Origin of the sequence: Noviherbaspirillum phoenicis (assembly GCF_047237965.1) — a bacterium.
Taxonomy (GTDB): Bacteria; Pseudomonadota; Gammaproteobacteria; order Burkholderiales; family Burkholderiaceae_D; genus Noviherbaspirillum_A.
This window is the reverse complement of sequence record NZ_JBDFLX010000001.1, coordinates 4,289,268-4,315,934: the sequence shown is the minus strand read 5'-3', so window position 1 is coordinate 4,315,934 and position 26,667 is coordinate 4,289,268. Positions and strand designations below refer to the sequence as shown.

19 protein-coding genes are annotated in these 26,667 nt (G+C 65.6%); 11 read left to right on the top strand and 8 right to left on the bottom strand.

Going from position 1 to position 26,667, the window contains the following annotated elements; genetic code table 11:
* Positions 1-24 precede the first annotated feature (24 nt).
* Complete coding sequence (locus ABC383_RS19270) at positions 25-2,196, top strand: family 1 glycosylhydrolase (RefSeq protein WP_413016079.1); 2,172 nt, start codon at positions 25-27, stop codon at positions 2,194-2,196.
* Here ABC383_RS19270 and ABC383_RS19265 read toward each other — a convergent pair.
* Positions 2,187-2,447, bottom strand: coding sequence for a hypothetical protein (locus tag ABC383_RS19265; protein ID WP_413016077.1), 261 nt, complete (start codon positions 2,445-2,447; stop codon positions 2,187-2,189). The two genes, ABC383_RS19270 and ABC383_RS19265, sit on opposite strands and share 10 nt — an antisense overlap.
* Before the next feature lie 717 nt (positions 2,448-3,164).
* Between ABC383_RS19265 and galT the strand changes: the two genes are divergently transcribed.
* The 4 genes from galT to ABC383_RS19245 are packed head-to-tail and all read left to right on the top strand — an operon-like array spanning position 3,165 to position 8,363.
* Positions 3,165-4,301 (top strand): galactose-1-phosphate uridylyltransferase, encoded by a 1,137-nt coding sequence (gene galT, locus ABC383_RS19260; protein WP_413016076.1) that lies wholly within the window; start codon positions 3,165-3,167, stop codon positions 4,299-4,301.
* 14 nt (positions 4,302-4,315) lie between these two features.
* Positions 4,316-5,413 (top strand): M24 family metallopeptidase, encoded by a 1,098-nt coding sequence (locus ABC383_RS19255; protein WP_413016075.1) that lies wholly within the window; start codon positions 4,316-4,318, stop codon positions 5,411-5,413.
* A complete protein-coding gene (gene galK, locus ABC383_RS19250; RefSeq protein ID WP_413016073.1) occupies positions 5,410-6,525 on the top strand; it encodes a galactokinase in 1,116 nt (371 codons plus the stop codon). The genes ABC383_RS19255 and galK overlap by 4 nt, the downstream gene beginning before the upstream one ends.
* 14 nt (positions 6,526-6,539) lie before the next feature.
* The gene (locus ABC383_RS19245; protein ID WP_413016071.1) at positions 6,540-8,363 is read left to right on the top strand and encodes a glycoside hydrolase family 2 protein; all 1,824 of its coding nucleotides are present in this window, start codon (positions 6,540-6,542) and stop codon (positions 8,361-8,363) included.
* A gap of 93 nt (positions 8,364-8,456) precedes the next feature.
* Here the strand turns inward: ABC383_RS19245 and ABC383_RS19240 are convergent, their stop codons facing one another.
* Positions 8,457-9,506, bottom strand: coding sequence for an NAD(P)-dependent alcohol dehydrogenase (locus ABC383_RS19240; protein ID WP_413016069.1), 1,050 nt, complete (start codon positions 9,504-9,506; stop codon positions 8,457-8,459).
* Between the two features lie 189 nt (positions 9,507-9,695).
* Between ABC383_RS19240 and ABC383_RS19235 the strand changes: the two genes are divergently transcribed.
* Entirely contained in the window at positions 9,696-9,965 is a 270-nt protein-coding gene (locus ABC383_RS19235) for a hypothetical protein (RefSeq protein ID WP_413016068.1), read from the top strand.
* A 242-nt stretch (positions 9,966-10,207) separates the two neighbouring features.
* Here ABC383_RS19235 and ABC383_RS19230 read toward each other — a convergent pair whose 3' ends face one another.
* Positions 10,208-10,888: a type 1 glutamine amidotransferase domain-containing protein gene (locus ABC383_RS19230; RefSeq protein WP_413016066.1), complete on the bottom strand. Its 681-nt coding sequence runs from the start codon at positions 10,886-10,888 to the stop codon at positions 10,208-10,210.
* Between the two features lie 177 nt (positions 10,889-11,065).
* Here ABC383_RS19230 and ABC383_RS19225 point away from each other — a divergent pair, with 177 nt between their 5' ends.
* Positions 11,066-13,426, top strand: a complete 2,361-nt coding sequence (locus tag ABC383_RS19225; protein ID WP_413016433.1) for a penicillin-binding protein 1A — start codon at positions 11,066-11,068, stop codon at positions 13,424-13,426.
* A 98-nt stretch (positions 13,427-13,524) separates the two neighbouring features.
* Here ABC383_RS19225 and ABC383_RS19220 read toward each other — a convergent pair whose 3' ends face one another.
* On the bottom strand, positions 13,525-14,292 hold the full coding sequence (locus ABC383_RS19220) for an ankyrin repeat domain-containing protein (RefSeq protein WP_413016064.1): 768 nt from the start codon (positions 14,290-14,292) through the stop codon (positions 13,525-13,527).
* A gap of 318 nt (positions 14,293-14,610) precedes the next feature.
* Between ABC383_RS19220 and ABC383_RS19215 the strand changes: the two genes are divergently transcribed.
* The 3 genes from ABC383_RS19215 to ABC383_RS19205 are packed head-to-tail and all read left to right on the top strand — an operon-like array spanning position 14,611 to position 20,365.
* Positions 14,611-16,062 carry a Wadjet anti-phage system protein JetA family protein gene (locus tag ABC383_RS19215; protein ID WP_413016062.1) on the top strand — a complete coding sequence of 484 codons (1,452 nt, stop codon included), beginning with the start codon at positions 14,611-14,613 and terminating at the stop codon, positions 16,060-16,062.
* A complete protein-coding gene (locus tag ABC383_RS19210) occupies positions 16,059-16,739 on the top strand; it encodes a DUF4194 domain-containing protein (RefSeq protein ID WP_413016060.1) in 681 nt (226 codons plus the stop codon). Before ABC383_RS19215 ends, ABC383_RS19210 begins: the two co-directional genes overlap by 4 nt.
* On the top strand, positions 16,736-20,365 hold the full coding sequence (locus tag ABC383_RS19205) for an ATP-binding protein (protein ID WP_413016059.1): 3,630 nt from the start codon (positions 16,736-16,738) through the stop codon (positions 20,363-20,365). The genes ABC383_RS19210 and ABC383_RS19205 overlap by 4 nt, the downstream gene beginning before the upstream one ends.
* A 45-nt stretch (positions 20,366-20,410) precedes the next feature.
* Here ABC383_RS19205 and ABC383_RS19200 read toward each other — a convergent pair whose 3' ends face one another.
* Complete coding sequence (locus ABC383_RS19200; protein ID WP_413016057.1) at positions 20,411-20,992, bottom strand: hypothetical protein; 582 nt, start codon at positions 20,990-20,992, stop codon at positions 20,411-20,413.
* 114 nt (positions 20,993-21,106) lie between these two features.
* Positions 21,107-22,054 carry a DUF535 family protein gene (locus ABC383_RS19195; protein ID WP_413016055.1) on the bottom strand — a complete coding sequence of 316 codons (948 nt, stop codon included), beginning with the start codon at positions 22,052-22,054 and terminating at the stop codon, positions 21,107-21,109.
* Positions 22,055-22,724: 670 nt separating this feature from the next.
* On the opposite strand from ABC383_RS19195, the gene ABC383_RS19190 reads away from it, so the two are divergent.
* Positions 22,725-23,039 (top strand): hypothetical protein, encoded by a 315-nt coding sequence (locus tag ABC383_RS19190; RefSeq protein ID WP_413016054.1) that lies wholly within the window; start codon positions 22,725-22,727, stop codon positions 23,037-23,039.
* Positions 23,040-23,257: 218 nt separating this feature from the next.
* On the opposite strand, the gene ABC383_RS19185 is transcribed toward ABC383_RS19190, so the two are convergent.
* Both ABC383_RS19185 and ABC383_RS19180 read right to left on the bottom strand, forming a co-directional pair.
* A complete protein-coding gene (locus tag ABC383_RS19185; RefSeq protein ID WP_413016052.1) occupies positions 23,258-24,028 on the bottom strand; it encodes a hypothetical protein in 771 nt (256 codons plus the stop codon).
* A 42-nt stretch (positions 24,029-24,070) separates the two neighbouring features.
* The gene (locus tag ABC383_RS19180) at positions 24,071-26,362 is read right to left on the bottom strand and encodes a GNVR domain-containing protein (protein ID WP_413016051.1); all 2,292 of its coding nucleotides are present in this window, start codon (positions 26,360-26,362) and stop codon (positions 24,071-24,073) included.
* Between the last annotated feature and the right edge of the window lie 305 nt (positions 26,363-26,667).

Genomic DNA, 26,667 nt, shown 5'->3' with positions numbered 1-26,667 from the left:
TGCTCCCGTTGTTAAGGACACAGTATGACGATGGTCAGCAAGAATGCACGCCGACGAGCGCTGCCTGAAGTATGGGGCGGCATTGAATGCACGGTGGCGAGGGTCCATGACACCGTGCGCGACCAGGCCAGGGAGACCGGCCACTGGGACCGTGAAAGCGACCTGGAACAGGTAGCCGCGCTGGGCATCCGTACGCTGCGTTACCCCGTGCTCTGGGAAACCATCGCGCCGGAATCGCCCGACCAATGCGACTGGCGCTGGCACGACGAGCGCCTTGCCAAGTTGCGCGAACTGGGCATCAGTCCCATCGCCGGCCTGGTGCATCACGGCAGCGGCCCGCGCTATACCAGCCTGGCCGATCCCGCTTTCCCGGAAATGGTGGCGCAGCATGCGGCGCGGGTGGCCGAGCGCTATCCATGGATAGACAAGTACACGCCCGTCAACGAGCCGTTGACCACGGCGCGCTTCTCCGGCCTGTACGGCCACTGGTATCCGCATGGCACCGACGAAGCCTGCTTCCTGCGCACCCTGGTCTACCAGTGCCGCGCGGTGGTGCTGGCCATGCAGGCGATACGCCGCATCAACCCGTCCGCCCAGCTGGTGCAGACCGAGGACATGGGCAAGGTGTTCGCCACGCCGGCACTGCAATACCAGGCCGACTATGAAAACGAGCGGCGCTGGCTGAGCTTCGACCTGCTGTGCGGCCGCATCGACCGCACGCATGCCTGGTACCGGCGCTTTCTCGACCATGGCATCGGCGCCGATGAACTGGCCTTCTTCGTCGAGCAGCCCTGCCCGCCAGACATCGTCGGCATCAACCATTACCTGACCAGCGAACGCTATCTCGACGAGCGCCTGGAGCTGTTTCCGGCACATCACCACAGCGGCAACCTGCGCGAGCGTTATGCCGACGTGGAGGCGGTGCGCATCGACTTCGAAGGCCGGCCGACCGGGCCGCTGGCACGTCTGCGCGAGGTCTGGGAACGCTACCGGCTGCCGGTGGCCATTACCGAGGTCCATCACGGCAACACCCGCGACGAGCAGCTGCGCTGGCTGAAGGAAGTATGGGACGCCGCCTGCACGCTGCGCGAGGAAGGCGTCGACCTGCGGGCGGTCACGGTCTGGTCCCTGTTCGGCTGCGTCGACTGGAATTCGCTGCTGACCCAGCGCAATGGCTTTTACGAGCCCGGCGTATTCGACGTGCGCTGCGACCCGCCGCGCCCGACCGCGCTGGCGCTCGCCGCAGGCGCGCTGGCCACCACCGGCGACTTCAGCCATCCGGTGCTGGACCATGCGGGATGGTGGCACCGGCACGACCGCTACTATCAGCCGCCGCAGCGCGAGCCGGCGTCGCCGGCCCTGGTGCACCGGCCGCGCGTGATCGCCATCGTCGGCGCCACCGGCACGCTGGGCCGGGCCTTTGCGCGGGTCTGCAATCACCGTGGCCTGCCGCACATCCTGCTCTCGCGCAGCGACATGGACATCACCGATGCGGACTCGATCGAAGCCGCGCTGGAGCGGGTGCGTCCGTGGGCCGTGATCAACGCGGCGGGTTACGTGCGGGTCGACCAGGCCGAGCGCGAGGAAGAGCGCTGCTTCCGCGAGAACGCCCACGGCGCCGGCATGCTGGCCCGCGCCTGCGCCCGCTTCGACATTCCCTACGTCGCCTTCTCGTCCGACCTGGTCTTCGACGGCCGCCTGGGCCGCGCCTACGTCGAAAGCGACGCGGTCTGCCCGACCGGCGTCTACGGCCGCAGCAAGGCGGTTGCGGAGCGCCTGGTGCAGGAAGCCTTTCCCGAGGCGCTGGTGGTGCGAACGAGCGCCTTCTTCGGGCCCTGGGACCAGTACAACTTCGTGCACATGACCTTGCGCGCGCTGAAGGAAGGCCGGCATGTCGAGGCCAGCGACGAGGTGATGGTATCGCCGACCTATGTGCCTGACCTGGTGCATGCAACGCTGGACCTGCTGGTCGACCGCGCCGCCGGCGTCTGGCACCTGGCCAACCAGGGCGTGATCTCCTGGCACGAGCTTGCTGCCCGCGCCGCCAGTGAGGCAGGGGTGGATGCCTCGCGGCTGGTGCGGGTGGATGGCGGCGCCAGGAGCGCAACTGCGCTGTCGTCGGAGCGGGGGTTACTGCTGCCGACGCTGGAAGGCGCGATTCAACGATATGTGAGGGATGCTGCGGCTTACGAGTAAGGGGGTACGGTAGCTGCCGTGCTGGCGGCCAAGAAGAAGTTGCCGTTGCTTTTGACGTACGCGCAGCGACAGTTGCGGTTGCGGTTGCGGTTGCGGTTGCGGTTGCGGTTGTAGTGGCTTTTGAAGTTGCCGTTGTAGTTGCTTTTAAGTCCCGTTGAGCGCGCCGTGACGTCGGTGCATGGAGCGGGAAAAGGTGCGGCGTCTGTCTGAGTCAAGCGCAGCTTGGCGAGTTTAGCCGCGCCCCGCTCCATGCATCGACGGCACGGGGACCCTCGCGCAGCGAGGGCGCGATCACCGGGTCGCCTTTTTTTGCCTACTTTTTTTGGCGAAGCAAAAAAAGTAGGTCGCCCGCCGGGGCGAACACCCGGCCTGGTCATGACGATAGTGAGGTCGTGTTGCTTCACCAGCTTTAAAGACGTCACTGCGAAGCAGCAGTTGCTTTTGACGTTGTCGCTGGGTTCTCAACCGAAAACACGTCAAAGACAACACCGACAGTGCTGCCCGTGCCTTGCCGGGTGACGCAATTCGATTGCACTGCCGTGGAGACAAGCCGGGAGTCCGTCCCGGCGGCCGGGTTACTTTTTTGCTTCGCCAAAAAAGTAACCAAAAAAGGCGACCCGATGATCGCGCCCCGCTGCGCGGGGTGCCCGTGCCAGCGGTACCCGGAGCGGGGCGCGGCTAAACTCGCCAAGCTGCGCTTGGCTCAGACAGACGCCGCACCTTTTCCCGCTCCGGGCACCGCTGACACGGCGCGCTCAACGGGACTTCACTGCAACGGCCACTTCAAAAGCCACTACAACGGGAACGGCAACGACAAAGGCAACGGCAACGGCAACTGTCGCTGCGCGCACGTCAAAAGCCACGGCAACAACTTACCCCTGCCCTCCCCCCTCGCAAATAAGCCACTCTTTTTTGAATCCTTTTCCAGGAACACGATCAAACCCGTGATCAGGTGACTGGAGACAACATTGGAGCAAGACCAACATCAACCACCCCCGCCCACCCCCGCCAGCCCGCAATACACGCTGGACCTGACCAAGCCGGATGGCCGCGCCATGACACTGTATGGCTGCGGCGGTCCGGTGCGGCTCGATGGCCCGGTGCCCAGCCCCTTTCCCGATCCGCTGCATGCCAACCCCCATCTGCGCTGGCATCCGATGCGCGGCGAGTGGATTACCTATGCGGCCTACCGGCAGGGCCGCACCTTCCTGCCGCCACCCGAATACAACCCGCTCGCGGTCTGCGTCGATCCGGCCAATCCGACCGAGCTGCCGGCCGGCGACTATGCGATCGCGGTGTTTGAAAACCGCTTCCCGTCGCTCTCGCCCGAAGCCCATGACCCGCCTTCCGCGCTGGTCGACACCGCGCCCGGCAACGGGCTGTGCGAGGTGGTGGTGTTCACCACCGACCCCAAGGCCTCGCTGGGCGCGCTGCCGCTGCCGCAGATCGAGCTTCTGCTACAGGTCTGGGGCGACCGCACCAGCCGGGCCGCGGCGCGTGGCGATATCCGGTACGTGCTGCCGTTCGAGAACCGGGGCGCGGAAGTGGGCGTGACGCTGCATCATCCGCATGGTCAGATCTATGCCTACCCCTTCGTGCCGCCGGTGCCGGCGCGGATGCAGGCCATGCAGGAAGAATTCCACGCGAAGCACGGCCGGGCGCTGCTGGCGGACATGGTGCAAAAGCACATGGCCGCCGGCGACAACATGGTCTACCAGGGCCAGCATGCGGTGGCCTTCGTGCCGGCCTGCGCCCGCTATCCGTATGAAGTCTGGGTCAGCACGATTGAACCGGTGGCTTACTTCAGCGATCTGTCGGAAGCGCAGCGGGCCGATCTCGCGCGGGCGCTCAAGACCGTGCTGCTGAAATACGACGGCCTGTGGCAGCGGCCCTTTCCTTACCTCATGGCCTGGTACCAGGCGCCGACCGATGGCAAGCCGCATCCGGAAAGCATGCTGCACGCGACGTTCTCGCCGCCCTATCGCACCCGCGACCGGCTGAAGTACCTGGCCGGCACCGAACTCGGCGCCGGCATGTTCGCCATGGACGTGCTGCCGGAGGAAAAAGCGCGCGAGCTGCAGCAGGTCCAGGTTTCGCTAGATTGACGCAGGGAGCATCGATGCAAGAACGCAGTAAGGAAATACAGGAAAAACTGGCCACCATGCGTGGCTGGCTGCGGCAAAGCGGCGCGGCCATGCTGCGCCTGCGCGGCACCGACTGGTTCGCCTGGGCCACCGCCGGCGGCTCCAACACGGTGCTGCTGGCGGCCGAAACCGGCGTGGCCGAGATCGCGGTCACGCCAGACCATGCCTATGTTCTGACCGACGAGATCGAGGCGCAGCGGCTGCAGGACGAGGAAGTGCCGGCCGGCTGCTATGAGTGGCATGTCGCGCCCTGGGCCGAGCCGCAGGCCAGGCGCGCGTTGTGCGCCGAACTGGCCGCCGGCGGTACGGTGCTGTCGGACCGGCCCACGGCCGGCGAGCAGGCGCTGGGACAGGACATGCTGCGCCAGCGCTATTGCCTGCTTGACAGCGAGATCGCGCGTTACCGCGAAGTCGGCTTGCTGGCGGCGCAGGCAATGACGGAAGTCATGCAGGCGGCGCGGCCCGACTGGACCGAGTTTGCCCTGGCAGGCGCCGGCGCCGAAGCGATGTGGGCGCGCGGCCTGCACCCGACGCTGACGCTGGTGGCCAATGAACGTCGGCTGCCCATCTACCGCCATGCCACGCCCAGCCGCGAAACCTTGGGGCGGCGCGCCATGCTGGTGTTCTGCGCCCGCGGCTACGGGCTGTATGCCAACCTGACCCGCTTCGTGCATTTCGCCGGCGCGCCGGACCAGCCCGACTTCCCGGCGCTGCTGGAGATCGAAGCGGCGGGGCTCGCGGCCTGCCGTCCCGGCGTCCCGCTGTCGGATGTGTATGCGACGCTGGAGCAGGCCTATTGCCAGCATGGCTTTTCCGACGGCATCCGGCGCCATCATCAAGGCGGCATCTGCGGCTACCTGTCGCGCGAGCTGGTGGCCACGCCCGCCACCGATGCGCCGCTGGCGGCGAAGATGGCGGTGGCCTTCAATCCCAGCCTGCCCGGCATCAAGCTGGAAGACACCTTCCTGATTCATGACGACGGCCTGGAGAACCTGACCTTGGACCCCGACTGGCCCACCGTGGAACATGCCGGCCGCCAGCGCGCCTTACCCCTGCAGACGGAGGCATCATGAGTGAGACAGCGAGATTCTTTGCCGAAGGCGGCGTCCAGGTTTCGGCGCCGGGACGGGTCAACCTGCTGGGCGAGCACACCGACTACAACGACGGCTTCGTGCTGCCGGTGGCGATACCGCAGCGCACCCACGTGCAGGCCGCGCCCAGCCCCGACGGCCGCTTCCATGTCTATTCGAGCAACCTCGACGAGCATGCCGAATTCGAAGTCGACGGCGAGCTGCCGGATGGCTACGCCCGCTATGTCGCTGGCTGCGTGCACATCCTGCGCGACCATGGCGTAAAGGTGCCTCCGCTGTCGATGAAGGTGCATTCCGACGTGCCGATGGGCTCGGGCCTGTCGTCGTCGGCCGCGCTTGAAGTGGCGGTGCTGCGCGCGCTGCGGCGCATCCTGGGCCTGGAACTGGACGATGTGCAGATCGCCCAGTATGCCCAGGCCGCCGAGATCCGCTATGCGGGCGTGCAGTGCGGCATCATGGACCAGATGGCTTCCAGCCTGGCTGACACCGGCCACATGCTGTTCCTGGATACCCGCACGCTGGACCGCAAGATCCTGCCGATGCCAGCCGACACCGAGCTGATCGTGATCGATTCCGGCGTGGCGCGCACCCTGGCCGGCTCCAAGTACAACGAGCGCTTCGCCGAATGCCGCGAGGCGGCGCGCCTGTTGGGCGTGCCGATGCTGCGCGATGTCACCGACGTGGAGGTGCTGGGCCAGCTGCCGTCGACGCTGCAGAAGCGCGCCCGCCATGTAGTCACGGAAAACGCCCGGGTGCTGGCGGCGATCGCCGAAGGGGTCGATGGCCCGACTTTCGGCCGGCTGATGGACGCGTCCCATGCCAGCCTGCGCGACGACTATGAAGTATCGGTGCCAGCGCTCGATACGCTGTGCGACATGCTGCGCACCGAGGACGGCGTGTATGGCGCCCGCCTGACCGGCGCCGGCTTCGGCGGCGCCTGCGTGGCCATGTGCAAACGCGGCCAGGCTGCCAGCATCGCCGAAGCCGTCACCACCCGCTACAACCAGGACCGCCTGCTGCAACTGGCAGGCGTGTTGCTGCCGGCGCCGGCAAGCCAGAATGGCGACAGCCAGCCGCAGCCCTTATTCGACTGATGGAAAGGAAAGACATGGCTGATGCATATCCGCGACCGCAACTGGTGCGGCCAAACTGGACCTCGCTGAACGGCAAGTGGCAATTCACCTTCGACAATGAGCAGCGCTACGACCTGCCGATGCGGCCGGTGCAGTGGAACAGTGAAATCCTGGTGCCCTATCCGCCCGAGTCGCAGACCAGCGGCATAGGCGACCGCGGCTTCCACCTGGCCTGCTGGTACCAGCGCGAGTTCGACTGCATGCCGGGCGACGACCGGGTGCTTCTGCATTTCGGCGCGGTCGACTACAAGGCCACGGTCTGGGTCAATGGCCACCGGGTCGCAATCCATGAAGGCGGCCATTCGCCGTTTTCCGCCGACATCACCAGCGCGCTGAACGGGTCCGGCAAGCAGACCGTCACCGTCCATGCGGAAGACGATCCGCATGACCTGGCCAAGCCGCGCGGCAAGCAGGACTGGCAGCTCGAAGCCCATTCGATCTGGTATCCGCGCACCACCGGCATCTGGCAGACGGTATGGATAGAACGGGTGCCCAAGACCTATATCCAGAAACTGCAATGGACGCCGCACTTCGAAGGCTTCGAGATCGGCTGCGCCGTGTTCGTGCATGGCGACCCGGAGGACAACCTGTCGGTGGAAGTCGAGATCCGGCACGGCGAGAAGGTGCTGGCCTATGACCTCTACAAGGTGATTGGCAACGAGGCGCACCGCAAGATCGGCCTGTCCGACCCCGGCATCGACGATTCGCGCAACGAGCTGCTGTGGAGCCCCGAGCGCCCCACCCTGCTAGACGCCCGCATCACGCTGCGCCGCGATGGCCAGGTGCTGGATGAAGTGACTTCCTACACCGCGATGCGCTCGGTGGCGATCTCGCGCGACCGCTTCATGCTCAACGGCCGTCCCTATCACCTGCGTCTGGTGCTGGACCAGGGCTACTGGGACGACACCCTGATGACCGCGCCGAATGACGATGCCTTAAAGCGCGATGTGGAGCTGGCCAAGGAAATGGGCTTCAACGGCGTGCGCAAGCACCAGAAGATCGAGGATCCGCGCTACCTGTACTGGGCCGACAAGCTGGGCCTGATGGTATGGGAGGAAATGCCCTCGGCCTATCGCTTCACCGCCAAGGCCATCACCCGCATGGTGCATGAATGGACCGAGGTGATCGAGCGCGACTACAGCCACCCGTGCATCGTGGTGTGGGTGCCGTTCAATGAATCATGGGGCGTGCCCAACCTGATGTCGACCCAGTCGCATCGCAATGCGGTGGAGGCGCTGTACCACCTGACCCGCACGCTCGACACCACCCGGCCCGTGATCGGCAACGACGGCTGGGAAGCGGCGGCCACCGACATCATCGGCATCCACGATTACGACGCCGACCCGGAAAAGATCAAGGCGCGTTACTCCGACAAGACCCAGGAACTGTTCGACCGCAGGCGCCCTGGCGGTCGCATCCTGACGCTGGACGGCTATCCGCACCGCGGCCAGCCCATCATGCTGACCGAGTTCGGCGGCATCGCCTTCGTAAAGCCGCAGCAGAACGAGGGCAACACCTGGGGCTATTCGGTCGCCAACGAGCAGAAGCAGTTCGCCACCAAGTACCGCAAGCTGCTGGAAGTGGTCAACACCACGGTGATGTTCTCGGGCTTCTGCTATACCCAGTTCACCGATACTTTCCAGGAAGCCAACGGCCTGCTGTATGCCGACCGCACGCCGAAGTTTCCGATCGAGCAGATCCACGCGGCCACCAAGTCGGCGCGCTATGGCTTCGACGGCCATCCGGTGCCGGCGGAGAAAGATGCCGACCAGGCCGAGCTGGCCGGCAACGCGGAGTAAGGGGAAGGAAATCAGCAGGCCGGGAAGGCGGGCACGCCTTCCCGGAACGCCCGGACGGCGCAGGCCGCCGGGCGTTTTTACGTTCCCACGTTTTCAGTCCAGCGTGGCCATGTCGATCACGAAGCGGTACTTCACGTCGCTTTTCAGCATGCGCTCATAGGCTTCGTTGATCTGGTCCATCCGTATCATCTCGATGTCCGACACGATGCCGTGCTCGGCGCAGAAGTCCAGCATTTCCTGCGTTTCCGCGATGCCGCCGATCAGCGAGCCGGCCAGGTGGCGGCGCTTCATGATCAGGTTGAACACCTGCGGCGACGGATGGGGCGTGGCCGGCGCGCCGACCAGGGTCATGGTGCCCTCGCGCTTCAACAGCACCAGGAAGGCATCCAGGCTGTGCGGCGCGGCCACGGTGTTCAAGATGAAGTCGAAGCTGTTCTCGTGCCGGGCCATCGCCTCGGCATCCTTCGACACCACCACTTCATCGGCGCCCAGGCGCAGGCCGTCCTCGCGCTTGTTGGGCGAGGTGGTAAACAGCACCACCTGGGCGCCCATTGCATGCGCCAGCTTGATGCCCATATGGCCCAGGCCGCCCAGGCCAACCACGCCCACCTTCTGCCCTGGCCCCACCTTCCAGTGGCGCAGCGGCGAGTAGGTGGTGATGCCGGCGCACAGCAGCGGCGCGGCGGCCGCCGGGTCGAGCTTGTCGGGCACCCGCAGCACGAATTTTTCATGCACCACGATGCTGTCGGAATAGCCGCCGTAGGTCATGCCGCCGGTATGCATTTCCTCGCCGTTGTAGGTGCCGACGAAGCCGTTCTCGCAATACTGTTCCAGCCCGATGCCGCAGGCGTCGCAGCGCTGGCAGGAGTCGACCATGCAGCCGACGCCGACGATGTCGTCGACCTTGTGGCGCGTCACGTGGTTGCCGACCGCGACCACGCGGCCGACGATTTCATGGCCCGGCACCACCGGGTAGACGGTATTGCCCCATTCATTGCGCACGGTATGCAGGTCGGAGTGGCAGACGCCGCAATACTGGATCTGGATCTGCACATCATGCGGACCGGGGTCGCGCCGCTGGAAGTCGAGGTGGTGCAGCGCATCGTCGGCGCTGGTGGCGCCGTAGCCTTTGGATTGGAGCATCGTTTTAGCCTCTCTGGGAGAAATAAGGATGGTGTCGTTCAATGCGAAAAGCAGCAGGAAGAAAATCTTGCTGCTGAACCATCAAGGAGTTTTTGATACGTAAATTTAGCCAGGCACGCATATGCCGTCCTGACGCTGCGGTTGATGTGCCAACTGGCCGCCCCGACAACTATTACACCGGAGTACATCATGGAAGAAAACAAGATTGCTATGAACGATCAGGCCCTTGAAACAATCTCGGGCGGAAATTTATTGACCACGGAACAACTACAAGTGCGAGTACAACAGTTCCTGGATGAATTGCCTGGAGGGGATGCAAGCAGTCTTTCCAACGAAGAGATACTGGCCCACTTGGATAAATGTAAAACCTTACGTTCCCAAATCAGCGCAGTGAAGGAATGGCATGGTCGACCAGATCTTTTCGCAAGTTCAGTAAAAACCCAGCGCAGCTTGCTATAGCCTGCTATGCACCTCAGCACACATCTGCGACTTGCCACTCCGGACCGGATGCAAGGTGGGCTGGAAAAGAGGTTACCAATCATGCGGGGGAGTCGCAACACGACCGATAACCAAGCCCACTTCCAGCCTCTTTCAAGTTTCGATAACGGCGCTGTACGACATGGTTATTCAAACCGTTTCTGAAAAGCGCTTGCAATCCTCTTTCCAAAGACGTGCGAGAGCCATTAACAGCCCTCCGCGTCCTATCCTTTCAACCGTCCCAGCAATTCCCGCGCGGCCTCTTCCGACGACGCCGGATTCTGCCCCGTGATCAGGTTCCCATCGCTCACCACGTAGGACTGCCAGTCCGGCCCGCGGCTGTAATTCGCGCCGCTTTGCTTCATCGCATCTTCCACCAGGAAGGGCACCACATTGGTCAGCTGCACCGCCTCTTCCTCGCTGTTGGTGAAGCCGGTCACCTTCTTGCCAGCCACCAGCGGCTTGCCGTCCGCGCCGCGCACGTTGCGCAGCGCCCCGGGCGCGTGGCATACCAGCGCCACCTGCTTGCCCGCCTTGTGCATGGTTTCGATCACGCGGATGGAATCGGCATCCTGCGCCAGGTCCCACAGCGGCCCGTGGCCGCCGGGATAGAACACCGCGTCATAGTCTTCCACTTTCACGCCGGATAGCGGCACGGTCGAGGCCAGCGCCCGCTGCGACTGCTCGTCGCCCTTGAAGCGGCGGGTGGCGTCGGTCTGGGCGTCGGGCTCGTCGCTCTTCGGGTCCAGCGGCGGCTGGCCGCCCTTGGGCGAGGCCAGCGTGATGTCGGCGCCGGCATCCTTGAATACGTAGTACGGCGCGGCAAACTCTTCCAGCCAGAAGCCGGTTTTCTTGCCAGTGTCCCCGAGCTGGTCATGCGAGGTAAGCACCATCAGTATCTTCATGAGAACTCCGAAGTCGGCAGTATTGTGGGCTTGTTTGGATTGCAATCGGGCCCGATGGTTCCGGCTCACTGCGCAAGGGCATGACGTCACTCGGGTATCATCGCCGTTTTCGCGCGTAGCGCCACCGAACCACGCAGGGAGCAATTCTTGGAACACCACACACCAGCCGCGAAGCGGATGGAAGCCGCACGGCGGCTGGCACGCCGCATCGCCGGCTATTTCAATGGCGCAATCGCGCCTGGCGTCAGCCCTGCCGGGCGCGCAAAGTCCGCAGCCAAGGCGCTGGGCGCGTCGGCCGCAATCGTTGTCGTGCTGCTGTCTCTCTACACCCTGCTGCTGATCCCCTTCACCCCCGGCATCAGCGATATCCGCAAGGCCAAGGCCGACCAGCCCAGCGTGCTGATGTCGATCGACGGCAAGCGCATCGCCACCTTCCGCCGCAGCAACCGGGAATGGGTGCCGCTGGCAAAAATCTCGCCTAACGTGGTCAAGGCGCTGATCGCCACCGAGGATCGCCGCTTCTATGAACACCACGGCATCGACTTCAGGCGCACCGCGGCCAGCATGGCGCATACCCTCACCGGCGATACCCAGGGCGGATCGACGCTGACGCAGCAGCTGGCGCGCAACCTGTACCCGGAAGAGATAGGCCGCAGCCGCTCGATCACCCGCAAGATCAAGGAAGTGATCACGGCGCTGAAGATCGAGCATGCCTATACCAAGGACGAGATCCTGGAAACCTATCTCAACACCGTGCCCTTCCTCTACAACGCCTTCGGCATCGAGATGGCGGCGCGCACCTATTTCGACAAGTCCGCCGCGAAGCTCAATGTGCTGGAAAGCGCCACCCTGATCGGCATGTTGAAGGGCACCAGCTATTACAACCCGGTGACCAATCCGGAGCGGGCGCAGAAGCGCCGCAACGTGGTGCTGGCGCAGATGCACAAGGCCGGCCACCTGAGCGAGGCCAACCTTGCCAGCATGAAGAAGCGGCCGATACGGCTGGACTTCGAGCGCCAGGATGAAGAGATGGGTCCGGCGCCGCATTTCGCCGAATATGTGCGGCGCTGGCTCATCGAATGGGCCGACAACAACGACTACAACATCTACCTCGACGGCCTGGTGGTGAGCACCACGATAGACAGCCGGCTGCAGGCGGCTGCCAGCCAGGCGGTGGCGCGCCAGTTGTCCGGCCTGCAGGCGGTGGCCGACGTGGAATGGGGCGTGGCCTCGCCGCGCCTGCTGTCCTCATCGATGTCGGCCTATGCCGGCATGCGGTCGCGGGTCGCGCCGTTCGGCTATTTCTGGAGCAGCCGCGACGAGGTGGTGAACGCCTTCGTGCGCGAGTCCGGCGCCTACCGCAACGCGGTCGAAGGCGGCGAGGCTGAAGCCGATACGCTGGCCAGGCTGCGCGCCGACAAGGCCTTCATGAGCAAGCTGCGCGAGGACAAGACCCGGCTGCAGGCTGGCTTCATCGCGATGGACCCGGCCAGCGGCGAAGTGCGGGCCTGGGTCGGCAGCCGCGATTTCCAGACCGACCAGTACGACCATGTGGCGCGCGCCCAGCGCCAGCCGGGGTCGACCTTCAAGCCCTTCGTCTATGGCGCGGCGCTTGAGCAGGGCCTGACGCCAGAGACCGAGTTCATCGATCGCGCGGTGGAGATCCCGCTGGGCGGCGGCGCGGTGTGGCGGCCCAGCGATCTGAACCCGCCCAGCAACCAGCCGATGACGATGCGCCAGGGCCTGATGTACTCCAAGAACACCATCACGGCCCAGGTGATGCAGGAAGTGGGGCCGAAGCGGGTGGTGGACCTGGCGACGCGCATGGGCGTCAACCAGAGCCGGCTGGAAGCGGTGCCGGCGCTGGCGCTGGGCAGCAGCCCGGTCACCATGCTGGAAATGGCCACTGCCTATGGCGCCATCGCCAACGGCGGCGACTATCGTCAGCCGGTGGTGGTGACCCGCATCGCCGACCGCCATGGCAAGGTGCTGGCCGAGTTCGAAGGCATAGAGCAGCGCGCGCTGCCGGCGCGGGTGGCGCAGGAACTGGTGGACATGCTGCGCGCCGCCGTCAACCAGGGCACCGGCACGGCAATCCGCTCGCAGTTCGGCATCACCGCCGACGTGGCCGGCAAGACCGGCACCACGCAGAACAATACCGACGGCTGGTTCATGCTGATGCATCCGAAGCTGGTGTCGGGCGCATGGGTGGGCTTCAACGACGCCCGCGTCACCATGCGCAGCAGCTACTGGGGCCAGGGCGCGCACAATGCGCTGTACTTGGTGGGCGACTTTTTCCGGCAGGTGCAGAACGGCCGACTGGTGGACGTCAATGCGCGCTTTGCCGGCTTGTCGACGCAAATGGCGCAGCCGGCTCCTGAGCAGGCGCAGGGCCAGGAAAGAAACCCGTTGGCCGTGCCGGAGGCCGCACCGGATGCAGATACGCCAGTGCCAACGGCACCTGCGCAGGATGAACTGGAACGCATCATCGAGCAGGCGCGGGAAGCCGTGCGCGAGCCGGCGCAGCCACCGCGCTGACCATCCGGCGCGGTCCGGCTCGCTGCGCGGGGCGGTGGCAGCGGCCTGCGCGCGCCATGCGCGCCCTACCCCGCACTGCCCGGCAATGACGCAGCCTTTCAGGAATCGGCCATGCCGGCTGGCTCCAGCAGCCGCATGCAACGCGCCCAGTTCATCCCCAGTTCCGGATCGTGCAGGCTGGTGTTGAACAGCATGCTGCCTCGCGCGAGCCACTGCCTGGCATGCGCCAGCGCATTCATGCCATCGATGTCGGTCGCCGCGGTGGAGGCGCCATGGGCAATCAGGATGTCGACCACTTTGTCATGGCCTTCCCTGGCCGCGATGATCAGTGGCGTGCGCCGGTTTTCCGGATTGCTGCTCTCCAGCGGCACGCCCAGCGCGCACAAGTCCTTGACCACATTCGCATGGCCCATCTGGGCGGCGAAACACAGGGCGTTGTTGCCGTGATGCCAGTTCATGCCGGCATTGCATGCATACATCAGCAACTGCTCCTTCTTCATGGCCCGCGCCGCCCCATACATCGCCGGCAGTGCATGCCGGACATCCCGGGCAACGACATTTCTGACCACCAGCGCTGCCCGCATGATGGTGTCGGCGTCGGTCTCGCCGCGATCGAAGGCCTGCAGCAGGTCGTCCACATATTTTTCGATCAGCTGCGCATTCGGCCGGGTCCGCATGCCATCGGCCATGCCGAGCAGCCTGTCGGCCTGCGCGGGTGCGGCGCGCAATGCCGGCTGCGGCGCGATGCCACCGGCCGTCGTCACGGCAGTGAGCGTGGTGGTGGTCGTTGTGACCGTGCTGGTCGTGGGAAAGTCGACGGGAACGATATCGGGGTGAACACGATGGGCTGGAATGGTGGAATCCATGCATGACATCCTTTATACGGGTTGGTCGGGGCCTGCGGGGGGCAGCAGCGCCGCTTGATGAAACTGTCCGCAGCTTTGTACCGGGCGCAAAAGGGCGTTGCCTGAAGCAGGCCGCTTTCCTCACGTTGATTGCTGCACCACAAACAGGAAGACAGGGCCAACACACGCAACGCAAGGCCATGCAGCGCCGGAAAACCAGGGCACGGCCCCCTTGACAGCCAACTGCGGCGGCACGGTCACACCGGTGGAAAAACCAGTAGCGCCGCGTCGGCACTTGCCCTTATAGTTGCACGCTGCTGATTTTTGACTGCAACATTTGTGTTTTTTGAAACTGAACGACGCCACTTTTTCCGCCCCTTGTCCGGCAAGCACCGTGAAGTCATCGTCGCCTGCGTACGTGCCCTGTACGAGCGGCTGCATGGCCCGAGCGCCGACTACGCGCAAAACCTCTCCCGCGACGGCTTGCGCGACCTGCTGCTGCCGGTGGTGCGCGAGGCGCGCCGGCTGCCGGCGCCCGAGGAGGAGAACGACGCCGAGCCTGCGTTGATTCCCGAGCATGCCGACGATGTGCAGGGCGCGGCCGCGGTGGTGCGCGCGCTGCAGCGCGACGGCTGGGTGGAAGCCTTTCCCGACCGCGCCGGCCTTGTCACCGCCTATCGCCTCACCCGCGCCGGCAAGCTGTTCGCCGAAGCCTTCTGGTCGGTCGAGCGGCGCAGCAGCCGCACCCGGCAGCGCAATGTGCGCAGCTGCCGCAATGCGCTCGACGCCACCCTGCGCAACCTCGATGCGCACGACCTCGTCGACGCCTGGGACTATGCTGAGAAAGTCATCAGCGACCTGTCCGAGGGCGTGGATTATTTCCAGGAACTGGTGCGCCGGCTGATGCTGGAAGCGTCGCAGACGCCATGGGAAGGCTTCATGGACTTTCTCGACCGCTTCGAGAAGGAATTCAAGAAGCAGCTCACCGCCGACAGCGTGGAACGGCACCGCCAGGCGATACGGGAAGCGATCGTGCAGCTGCATGCGCTGGAGCCGGCGCGCCGCGACATGCTGGAAAACCGGCTCAACGACGTGGCCCGCTGGGCGATGCAGGAGCGCAGCGGCGGCTCGACCCTGGACTGGATGCTGTTTCGCATCGAGGACATGGTGGAAGCGGCCTGCAACAGCCGGCATCCGGAACTGATCAAGGCAATGAGCGTGTACATGCAGCGCGCCGCCGCCATCGTGCAGCAGGCCTTGCTGCTTAACGGTGGCCGCGGCCGCCGTGCCTGGGGCGACGCCATCAGCCGCGTGGCCGATGCCGGTGAGGGGCAGCAGGCGCTGCTGCTGCGGCTGGGCCAGGCGATGGCGCCGGCCGAGGTGCGTCTCCTGGACCCGTCGGCCTTCCGTCTGCGCGGGCCGTCGCAGCGGCGACGCGCGCTGGCCGTCACCGCCCAGCCCCGGGTCAGCCGCGACGCCCGGCTGGCGGCCGCGATGCAGCGCGCCGAGGCCGATGCCTTCGCCCTGCCCAATGAGGACGTGCTGCGCCAGGTCGGCGCGGCGCTGGCGGCGCGGCGCGAACCGATCAGGCTGTCGCAGCTGCCTGCCTCCAGCACGGCCGACCTGCTGGCCAACATGCAGCTGGTCGAAGCCATCCGCAGCGGCCGCGGCCACGGCATGACCGCGACCCGGCTGGCGGCGCGCATGGAAAACGACTACTACAGCGGCGCGGATTACCGCATCGCACTGGATGAACCTGATCGACTGAACGAACCGGAGAAGCAGCCATGAGCCTGACCGACGTGCTGATGGCGCAACTGGCGCCGCACAATGTGCCTTTGGAGCGTTTCCGCGACATCGTCGGACGCATGTTCGCCGCCGGCATCATGGTGCGCGACGAGGACGGCGTCGAGCAGCGGCTGTACGACGACATGCGCCGCATCGAGGCGCCGCTGGCCGAATACTTCGGCCTGGCCGGCTTCACCCTGGTGCATGATGCGCAGAATGCCTTCTTCCGGCTGTATGCGCCCGGCGCCGACATTCCCGGCATTGCCGATGGCAGCGACGCCGACGCGATGCCGGGCCTGCGCGCCCGGCTCTCGCCGGACTTCGTGGCGGCCGCGCTGGCGCTGCGCTTTCTGTACCAGCAGGGCCTGGCCGACGCCGGCGGCCGCTTGACCGACGACGGCGAAGTGCTGGCCCGCTTCGAGGAGCTGGCCGCCACCCTGCAGACCCAGCTGAAGCGGCCGCTGCCGGCCGGCGCGGTGGAGCGCCAGCGTTTGCTGGGCGAGCTGAAGCGGCACCGGCTGATCCGCTTGGCGCCGCTGTTCGTGATGGAAGACGAGGAAGCGCTGATCGCGATCCGCCCCACCATCCTGGGCATCATCAGCGACGACATGTTGGCGCGCGCGCTGGAATCGGAAGAGCCGATCCTTGACGCCGCCGAGGAAGAAGGAAACCCGCAATGAAACTGGACCGGCTGATCCTGGTGAACTGGGGCGCGCTGCGCAGCCAGGAATATGCGATGGGCGACATGACCCTGCTGACCGGCCCGACCGGTTCCGGCAAGTCGACCATGCTGGACGCGCTGCAGACCGTGATGACCGCGGTCTACCAGAACATCTTCAACTACAACCCGGGCCAGGATGAAACCACCCAGTCGGCGCGCAATGGCAAGACCAAGCGCACGCTGTGGTCGTATATCGTCGGCGCCGAGGACAACCTGTTTGCCCGCCCCGACGGCGCGCATGGCTATGTCGGCGCGGTGTTTCGCCCGAGCGAGGGCGAGGAAGGCCGCGAGTTCACCGCGCTGGTGGCGGCCTCGGCCCGGGTCGACGGCAGCGGCGGCAGGCGCCAGGCGGTGGCCGAGCGGCTGGCACTGCTGATCATCGACGATGCGGCGCTGCGGCTGGAAGACCTGACCGCCCGTGATGAGGGCGGCGACGGCGCGCTGCTGGTAGTGCCGGCCGAGCGCATCGAGGCGCATCTGTCTTCGCGCTTTCGCGGCGTGACGAGTTTTCGCGACAGCAAGCGCGAGTACCTGTGCCAGCTGTACGGCCGCTTTCGCGGCCAGAAGGCGGTGTCCTTTGCCGAAGCCGAAAGCGCGGCCCGCGCCTGGAGCCAGTCGATTGCGCACAAGCCCATCGGCAGCGTCGATGAACTGGTGCGGCGCCAGATCCTGGAACTCGACGCCGGCCTGCTGGCGCAGCGCATCGCGCAGACCAGCCGCCTGATGCGGCAGGTCAACGAGCTGCGGCGCGAAGGCGAGCGGCTGTCGGCCAACGTGGAACGCCTGGAACGGCTGGGCACGGCCGCGTCCGCGGCCGCCGGCGCGCATGAGGCGGCGGCGCTTGCCCAGTTGCTGGCCTCGTCGCTGGCGCTGCGCGACGACCAGCGTCAGATCGAACGTGCCAATGCCGCCATCGCCGGCCTGGAAGCCTCGATCGCGCAGGACAACGACACCCTCTCCAGGCTGGAGCAGGAGCGCAGCGCGCGCGGCCGCAGCCTAACCCAGGTGCATGCGCAGATGATGGGCATACCGGCGGTGGAGCAGCAGCGCCGCATCCAGGGTCAGATCGATGAACTGAACGGCCGGGTGCGCACTGCCCTGTCGGCGCTGCGCCAGAACGCCGATGCCGCGCGTCGCCTGGAAACGGCGGCGCGGACGGTGGCCGGCATGCAGATACCGGCGCAGCAGGCCGAGCTGTCGCGCGCGGCGCAGGCAGTAAGCGACGCCTTGGCCACGGCCGATGCGCGCGGCCTGGCCGCGCCACTGGAGGCCGTGAACCGCCTGGCCGCGCTGCCCGAGGCCGACGTGCTGCAGTCGCTGCTGCTGGCGCAGGAGCTCGATGGCATCGAGGCCGCGCTGGAACAGCTGTTCGCGGCGCTGGCCGGCGCCGACCACAGCTTCGTGGCGGCGCTGCATGCGCAGATGGCGCAGTTGCGTGGCAGCGAAGCTGAAGCCCTGCGGCGCGAGCGCGACGCGCAGTCGCGCCGCGCCAACCTGGCCGAAGGCGGCGCCGATTATCCGGCCCATGTGCGCCATGCATTGAAGGAATTGCGCAGCGAACTGCCGGCCGCGCGGGCGCAGGTGCTGTGCGACCTGGTCGAACCGCTGTCGCCGCAATGGCAGCCGGCCATCGAGGGCTATCTCGGCGGCGCCCGCTTCAACCTGGTCGTGGACCAGGAATGGGAGGCGCGCGCGATCACCTTCGTGCGCCAGAAGAAGCTGCGGCTGTCGGTGATCCAGGGCAGCCTGTGCCTGAAGAACCTGAAGACCGAGCGCACCCCGGCCGACTCCATCGTGCACGAGCTGCGCGCCGAGCATCCGGTTGCGCATGCCTATCTGCATGAGCAGTACGGCCCGGTAGTGAAGGTGGCCGATGTGGATGCGCTGCGCCATGCGCCGCGCGGCCTGACCCAGGATGGAAAGGGCAGCGGCGCGCGCACCATGTTCGTCTCCGACGCCGAGCAGCTGGTGCTGGGCCAGGAATCGCGGCGCCAGGCCAGGGCGCGGGCCGAAGAGGAGCATGCGGCCGCCGAGGAGGAACTGCAGGCGCTGCGGGCCATGCTGCGCGAGCTGCAGGGCGCGCTGGCCTTGCTTGCCCAGCTGCAGCGGCCCTCCTTCGCCGCCCGCGCGGACGTTGAACATGCGGTGCGCGAACTCGATGCGGCGCGCGCCGACCTCGGCCGGCTCGACCTGGCCGCGGCCGGCAAGCTGCAGGACGAGGCCGAGGCGCTGGGCGAGGAAATCGCGCTGATCGAGCAGAAGAAGGCTGCCTGCAACAAGCAGATCGGCGGCCATGAACGGGCATTGCAGCAGCAGCAGGCGGCGCTGGCGCGGATTGCCGCCGGCGGCGCCGAACGGGAACAGGCGGTGGAAGCCGACCGCGGCCGGCTGCGCGCACTGTGCGCGGTCAATGCCAGCCTGTCGCTGGTGGCGCTGGAAGACCAGGTCGCGGCGCAGGTCGAGCGGGGCCGCAAGGGCCAGGCCGATGCGCAGGAGGATGTGGCGCGCCAGCGGGAACGGGCCTGGCAGCTCTACAGCGACGTGCGCGCCGCGCTCGGCGCCTATCATGCCCATGCCCGCGCCGACGAGCAGTTCGAGGCCCATTCCGGGCTGGACAGCCGCGACGGCGACTTCGGCCCGCTGTATGCGCAGATGATCACGCTGCGCGACCAGACCCGCGCCCAGCTGCTGCGCCAGAAGGACATCGGCCTGGTGCGCAACCTGGAACAGCTGCGCACCGCCGAGCTGTCGTTCAACGATGTCTTCACCAAGCAGTTCTGCTACGAGATCAGGAATGGCGTCGACGCCGGAGTGCATACGCTGCGCACGCTGAACATGGAGCTGGAGAAGCTGCGCTTTGGCACCGACCGCTTCCGCATCGATTGGTCGGAATGGGTGCCCGAGTACAAGGCCTACTACGACTTCTTCCGCGCCACCGCGGCGCTGTCGGATGGCGAGGAGACCGCCAGCCTGTTCGATGATCCGCAGCTCACCGGCGAACAGCGCGAGGTCCGCGACCGGCTGCTGGGCCTGCTGCTGTCGGACGATGAAGAGCATGCGCTGCGCGAACTGCAGCGGGTGGCCGACTTCCGCAATTACCGCCGCTATGAAATCTACAAGGAGTCCGACACCGGCTCGCAGGTCAGGCTGTCAGAATGGGGCACCGGCTCCGGCGGCCAGCTGGAGACGCCGGCCTACATCATCCATGCGGCAGTGGTCACCAACAAGCTGAAGCATTTCGAGAAAGGCCCCAGCCTGCGCCTTTTGGTCAATGACGAATCGTTCTCGAAGATGGACGAGGTGCGGGCGCGCGACGTGCTGAAGTTCCTGCGCGAGAACCTCGGCATGCAGCTGCTGTGCGCGATGCCAACCAAGCATGCCGGCGCGATCAAGCCGGAGTTCTGCCGCGAGTGGAGCTTTTCCCGCACCGAGGCCGTGGGCAATGGCGAGGTTGGTTTCGTGTCGGAAGCGGACGAGCGTGAACTGCGCCCCGACCGGCTGCGCGAATTGTGGGAGCTGCGCCGCAGGCAGGTGCGCGAACAGGCGCGCATCGCCTTCGAGGATGGCGAGCGGGAGGCCGCCTGATGTGGGAAGCGTCGCGCCCTGCGGCCGGCGCGCATCGTACTTGACTTAATCGCCCGACGGCATCGCGGCCGCGCCCGACGCCCTGGACAGCGGCCGCAGCAGGAACAGGCCGGCATTGCCCTTGACGACGATGGCGCCGGCATCGGAAATGGCCAGCGCATCCGACAGCGTCAGGTCCAAAGGCTTGTGCCTGACGAGATCGTTCAGGTCGCGCATGCCATGGCTGGCGGTCCAGAGGAAGGCCCGCCTTTCACCGCTGGCAAGGCGGTAGGACCCAATGATCTGTTCCGTCTGGTTGATGCCGCGCACCACCGGCGCCTCCGCGCCGGGCACGGGGGAACCGGCAGCGCCTGGCGCCATGTCGCCCACCTGGACGGCGCGCCTTCCGGGCTGCGCCGGCCCTTGCGCTGCGTCCGGCGTGCCAGCGCTGCCGCCGCTACCGGGCAGGGTTGCGCTCAATGCCAGGGGAAACAGCATATAAGCCACGGCATGCGCGCCTGGCGCCGTGCCGGCGCTGTCCGCAGCCTGATTGCCGCACCCGGCCAGCATCGCGCAGAGCGCCGCCACCAGGCCAGCCCGCCTGGCTTCGGAGAGAGCCCTGTGTTGATATCGTGTCGTTGTTTTCATGATCAGCCGCTATGCAAAGAATGGCTGCCCTGGCATCAGGGCGAGGCGCCATCCTTTCATGGTGGCCAATCCTTGCGATTTGTTCACCATCCCGGGGCCGTGCCAGCCGGGCAGTCAGGCTGCCAGGCTGACAATGTCGCTGGCAAGCAGATAGGGTTGCAGCGTCCTGTGGGCGGACATGCTGATGTTTTCCCAATAAGAGCGCCGCATCGCAGCCCGCTTGCGGTGCTTGGCGGCGACATCGACCAGCGGCTTCTGATAAAACGGCAGGCTGATCAGATAGGCATGCTCGGCGATCTCCTGGCCGTTCAGGCGGGCCCAGAACTTGTCATAGGCGTTGATGAAGCTTCTTGCCGCGCCATGGTCGAAGCAGATATTCGCCCTGCCCTTGATGCCCACCACGCTGGTCATTCCCAGCGCCTGGGCCAGGCCCTGCAGCGCGGAAAAGCAGAAGAAGCTGGGCGAGTTGTTGGGAAAGCAGGCATCGAAGCTCGCCAGCGCAGGCTGGGCCTGGGACGACGCACCCTGATTGCGGCCGACGAAGGGCAGCACCTGCGAGCCCATGCCCACCGTGCCGCCCGCGATCCAGTTGAAGCTCAGGCAATGCAGCCGGGTGCCGTTGACCAGCAGGCACACGCTCAGCTCGCCCTCGGGCGCCCAGCGCGGCGACAGGCTCAGCGTGATCGCCGTGTGGACCCCGCCCTGCCGTTTTTCCCACAGCGTCAGTCCGTCTTCGAGATAGACCTTGCGCTTGTAGGCATCGCCAAAGGTCTGGTCCTCGAACGCATAGTGGCTGTGCAGATACGCAATGCGCTTGCGCATCGACAGGCCCTCGATCAGGTAGGCGCGCTGGCTGAGGTGGTGGAACAGATTGGTGTTCCAGTCGGCGGCGAGGTAATTGCGGCTCACATCCAGCGCCAGGAATTGTTGATGTGCGTCGACGAACGCCAGCACGCGCGCGCTACGCACGATGCTGGCGAGCAGCGATTTCCAGCCGCTTTCCCGGCGGCGCGCCATTACATCGCGGGCAAGGCGGCGGATGATCCATACATGGTCGGGCATCGGGTCGTTCACATCGATATAGATTGATAGGGATTGGTCGGCGCAGGAAACCAGGGCATCAGGACGGCGGATGCCTTTGCTCCCGGTTGCATGCAAGGAAAGTCAACGCAAGTGAATCAACACAAGTGAACGGCTTTGCCAACAGTGCCGGAAACGATCGTCATCGATCAAGGGCGCCGCGTTCAGGTGCGGAGCCGCTTGCTGAAGATCAGCCGAATAGAAATGAAGTCGCATTCCCACGCCTGAAAACGACGCATTCTTTCGGATATCAATGAACATTTGTTCCAACACCGTCAATAAAGCCTGAGGCATGGAGGGTGCATTCTGATAAATATCAAACGAGGCCAGACTCGACCGGAATTTTGTTGCCAAAAGGTTCGCTTTTTAACTGTTATGAATCCTGAAGCAGTCAGCGGCAAGCCCGGCGCGGCGCCGCGCCGCGCCGCGCCTGCGCAGTCGACTGCCTGCCGCCTGTGCATCGCGCGCATTCCAGCGGCGCGGCGCCTGCAGCGCACGCGCCGCAGATTGTCGCAATGCACTGATTCACGTCAGAAGTTCGCGTCCGCAACATGGCTGCCGACAGCGCCATTGCAGTAGGTTTAATAACGTACCTTTATCCGGCGCATTCACCTATGCCTGCAACCCCGGCCTGTCACGCTATCGGGCCTACATGCCAGGCTGGCTCGGCGCCAGCTATTCCAGCAATAGCGTGCCGACCGCACTGCCGCAGCAGGCCCAGTCCTCGCCGCTCAAGCTGGTGCAGGCGCAAACCGGCGCCATGCTGGCCAGGCCGCCGCTGGGGCAGTTTGCGCCAGTGGCCGACAACATCATGCTCACGCCTGCCGGCCAGGCCGGCGGCTATTACTTCAACGTGTACCTGAACCTGCCCGACGGCAACGCCGCCGCGTTCGCCAACGGCTCTTCCTCGGCACCCTGGGCGCCTTCGAACTGGCGGCGGCCATGCATTACGGCTCGGCCACGCTGACCTGCCCCGCCGCCACGATCCTGGCCAGCCTCGATCCGGCGGAACTGGACAAGCTGGTGGTGTCGCTGGTGCGGGTGAACGGCGAAAACGCTCCCAGGGGGAACGGTCGGATCGATAGGCGAGTTGCGGGTCGAGCTGTGGTCGTAAGCGGTGGCTTGATCCGTACGGACGGCGCCGGCAGGCAGGCAGCCCGGCGCCGGATGTGCGTCAACGGTGCGTCAGCGGCTTGCGGGATCGGCGATGCCGCAAAGCTGCATGGCCTGCTGCGCTTGCCTGCATTCCACGTTCTTCGCTTCTGCCTGCGGCCGTCGGGCGCGGCGCGCATCGTCGTCACCCGACGGCGCGGCTGATGGCAGCAGGTTCGCCTGTACCTGCGGCGCCATCGCTGCCGGCGCCTGTTCCGCCAGCACGGGCGTCACGGACAGTGCCGGCGCCAGCCGCATGCCGGCATGCGTGACAGGCCCGGCAGGTGTGAGCCCGCCAGCCGTCGCCGGCCCGACGCGCCCGCTACCGGTGTCCTCATGCACGGAAGCCGTGGCGACAGGCCTGGTGGCGGTGTCCCTGACGGGCGGGCTGGCCTGCGGCGCGTCGGCAAGGATTGCCGCGGGCCGAGACGGCGCACGCAACGCTGGCGGGCCTGCGCCTTCCTGTCCGCCGGCATGCGCCGCCGACGCGGACCATTGCTGCCCCTCGTCTGCGCCGCTCATGCCCAGGCCGACAAGGCCTGCCGCCGTTATGCCGGTTGCCAGCAACAGCCACAGCACGATGCGTTGCGCCGGCATCAGGCGCCGGTGCTCCCGCAGCGAACGCTGGCTGTACATCCACGGATCGTCGACCACCTCGGCCGATGCGCGCAGCGCCATCTTCGATCGCACGCTGGTGCCCGGACGCCATTTCGGGTCCAGGCGGTTGCGCGGCTTGTAGTCCGGCACGCGTGGCGTGGCGGCGCTGGAATGGGGCTCGGGCAGATTCATCGCGGAATCGTTCATGCAGCGGGCCATGGCCTGGCCATCCCCGCCGCGATGTCGCTTCTAGCCGGTATGGGTGGTCAGCGCGGCATTGCTGCGCCGCGAGCCGGAGAGGTACTGCACATTCCAGTTCTTGCCGTAGGCGTACTTGTACTGGTAGGCATAGCGCTGCGAGCGCGACTTTGCGCCGTTGAACACGCAGCCCCTTGCCGTCAGTCCTGCCTGCCGCAGCTGCCGCACCGTCTCGCCGATGTCGCGGATGGTGGAAATGCCTGCGCGGGCGACCACATAGACCGCGCCCGCATGCACGCCCACGGCCAGCGAATCCGACACTTCCAGCAAGGGCGCGCCATTGATCAGCACCATGTCGTAACGCGGCGCCAGCATGCGCAGCAGCGACGGCAGCGCCGGCGTGAGCAGCAGTTCCGATTCGCGCGGCAAGGCGCCGGAGGTGATCAGGTCCACGTTCGGCGCCACCTCGCAATGAATCAGCTTCTCGATGTTTTCCACGCCCGACAATGCCTCGGTGAGGCCGCCCTCCTGCGCGACATGGAAATAGCGGTGCAGGTCGCCATTCCTCAGGTCGGCATCGATCAGCAGCACGCGCTTGTTGCCCAGCCCCAGCAGCGTCGCCAGGTTGGCCGACACAAAGGACTTGCCATTGCCCGCGGTGGGACTCAGCAGCAGCGAGATGTTGTTCTTGTTGCGCGAGGACAGGTACTGCATCACGGCGCGGAACTTGCGCAGCCCTTCCATGGCCTCGTCATGCGGCGCTTCCCGCGCCAGCAGCGGCACCTGCTGCGCGCGCGCGCCGCGCCGCGTCTGCAGCTGCTTCTGCGCCTCGCTCAGCGGGATGCTGGCATAGACCGGCAGGTTCACCATCTGCTCGATCTCCAGCGGGTCTTCGACGCCGCGGCGCATCGATTTTCTGACCACGGCTGCGCCTATGCCCGCCATCAGGCCGGCCAGAATGCCGATGCCGAAGATCTTTTGCCAGCCGGCTGAAATCGGCCGCTCCGGCAGCATCGGCATGTCGACCAGCCGCACATTGCTGGTGGCGGACACGGTGACCAGCCGCAGCTGGCGGGCCGTGTTGAGCAGCGACGTATAGAGATCGGTATTGATCTTCAGGTCGCGCGAGAGCTTCAGCAATTCCTGCTCCAGCAGCGGCAGCGACTTGATATGGGCATTCAGGTTACGGATCTCGGCATTGACTTCACGCAGCTGGGTGTCGATGCCGATCAGCACCGGATGGTTTTCGGTGAAGCGCACCAGCAGTTCATTGCGTTTCTGTTCCAGGTCGGCTTTCCTTGCCTTTGCCGCTACCATCTGCTGCAGGTCGGACTTCGCTTCCTCGCCCAGATCGACCGTGCCCTTGCTGTTGCGGAACTGGTTATACCGGCTTTCTGACTCCTCGAGCTGGACCTTCAGCTCCGGCAGCTGCTTGTTCAGGAAGGCCAGGGCCTTGTTCGCCTCCTGCGTCTTGCGGGCGGCGTTCTGGATGATGTATTCCTCGCCGATCTTTTCCAGGACTGCATGGATCCAGCGCGGGTCGTCGCCCTGCAGCGCCACCCGTATCACGGCCGACTGCTTGCCCAGTTCCTTGACCTCCATGTTCTTCTGCACCTGTTCGATCAGGGCCAGCCGCGACAGGTGCTTCAATTCGAAACGCACGCCAGGGTCGGCCTGCAGGCTTTTGACCACCAGCTCAAGCCCGCCCTGCGCCGTCGTTACCTGCAGCGGCTTGCCGCTGACGCCTTCGGCATGCATCGTGCCTTCCTTGTCTTCCAGCGTGTACCTGCCGCCGCCCGTGGCCGTGAGCGTGAACTCGCGGTTCAGCAGCCCGTCGGGCACCGTGAAGGAAGCCACGTCCAGGCTTTCTCCGCCCCAGGCATAACCGCCGTAGCCGGACGGAATCACCGTCTGCTTCTGTTTGGCCAGCCACTGGCCCAGCAGCGGCAGATAGACCGGGCTGACCTGCACGTACTGATCCAGCCGGTCAAGCGCGCGCGACACCACCAGCCTCGAGCGGACCAGCTCGATTTCGGCGTTGGGCGTGGTCTTGAGATTGAACATCGATCCCATTTCGCCGAAGGTCGTCTTGGGCTCCTTGTCACTTTCCTCTTCGACATGAATCATCATGTTGGCTTCATACACCGGCTTGACGACGACCCGGTAGAGCGCCGCGCCCAGCAGTGCCACGAGCATCACCAGCACCATCAGCCAGCGCGCCTCGAACAGGGTCTGCAGGTGCTCGCCGAGGTCGATCCGGTTGTCGTCGGCGCTATGGACCACTGGCAACAGCGGCGACGCGTTCTCGGCCGGCATTTCATGAAAAAGGATGGGATTGGACATGTTTACAAGTGACGAAAGAAATCGGTTATTCAGTAAAAGCTGACCTCCCCGCCAGGAATTTCCATTTCCGGCTCAGAGTTCCTGCTCCTTTTTATGCAAGTCCGGCAAAAGAAACGGCTAATACAAGAAATGCATTTCAATCATGCACTTCCTTTTCTCCAGACAATTCACTAGTCGACAACCTGTTGCCTGTTTAATAGGAATGCCTCAATTTAACCCTGTGATGCCCGCGATTCATTGACGTACATCAGCACCAGCACCGCCTCCGTGCTTTGCCGGCGCTGCAAGACATTTGCAGACAGGCA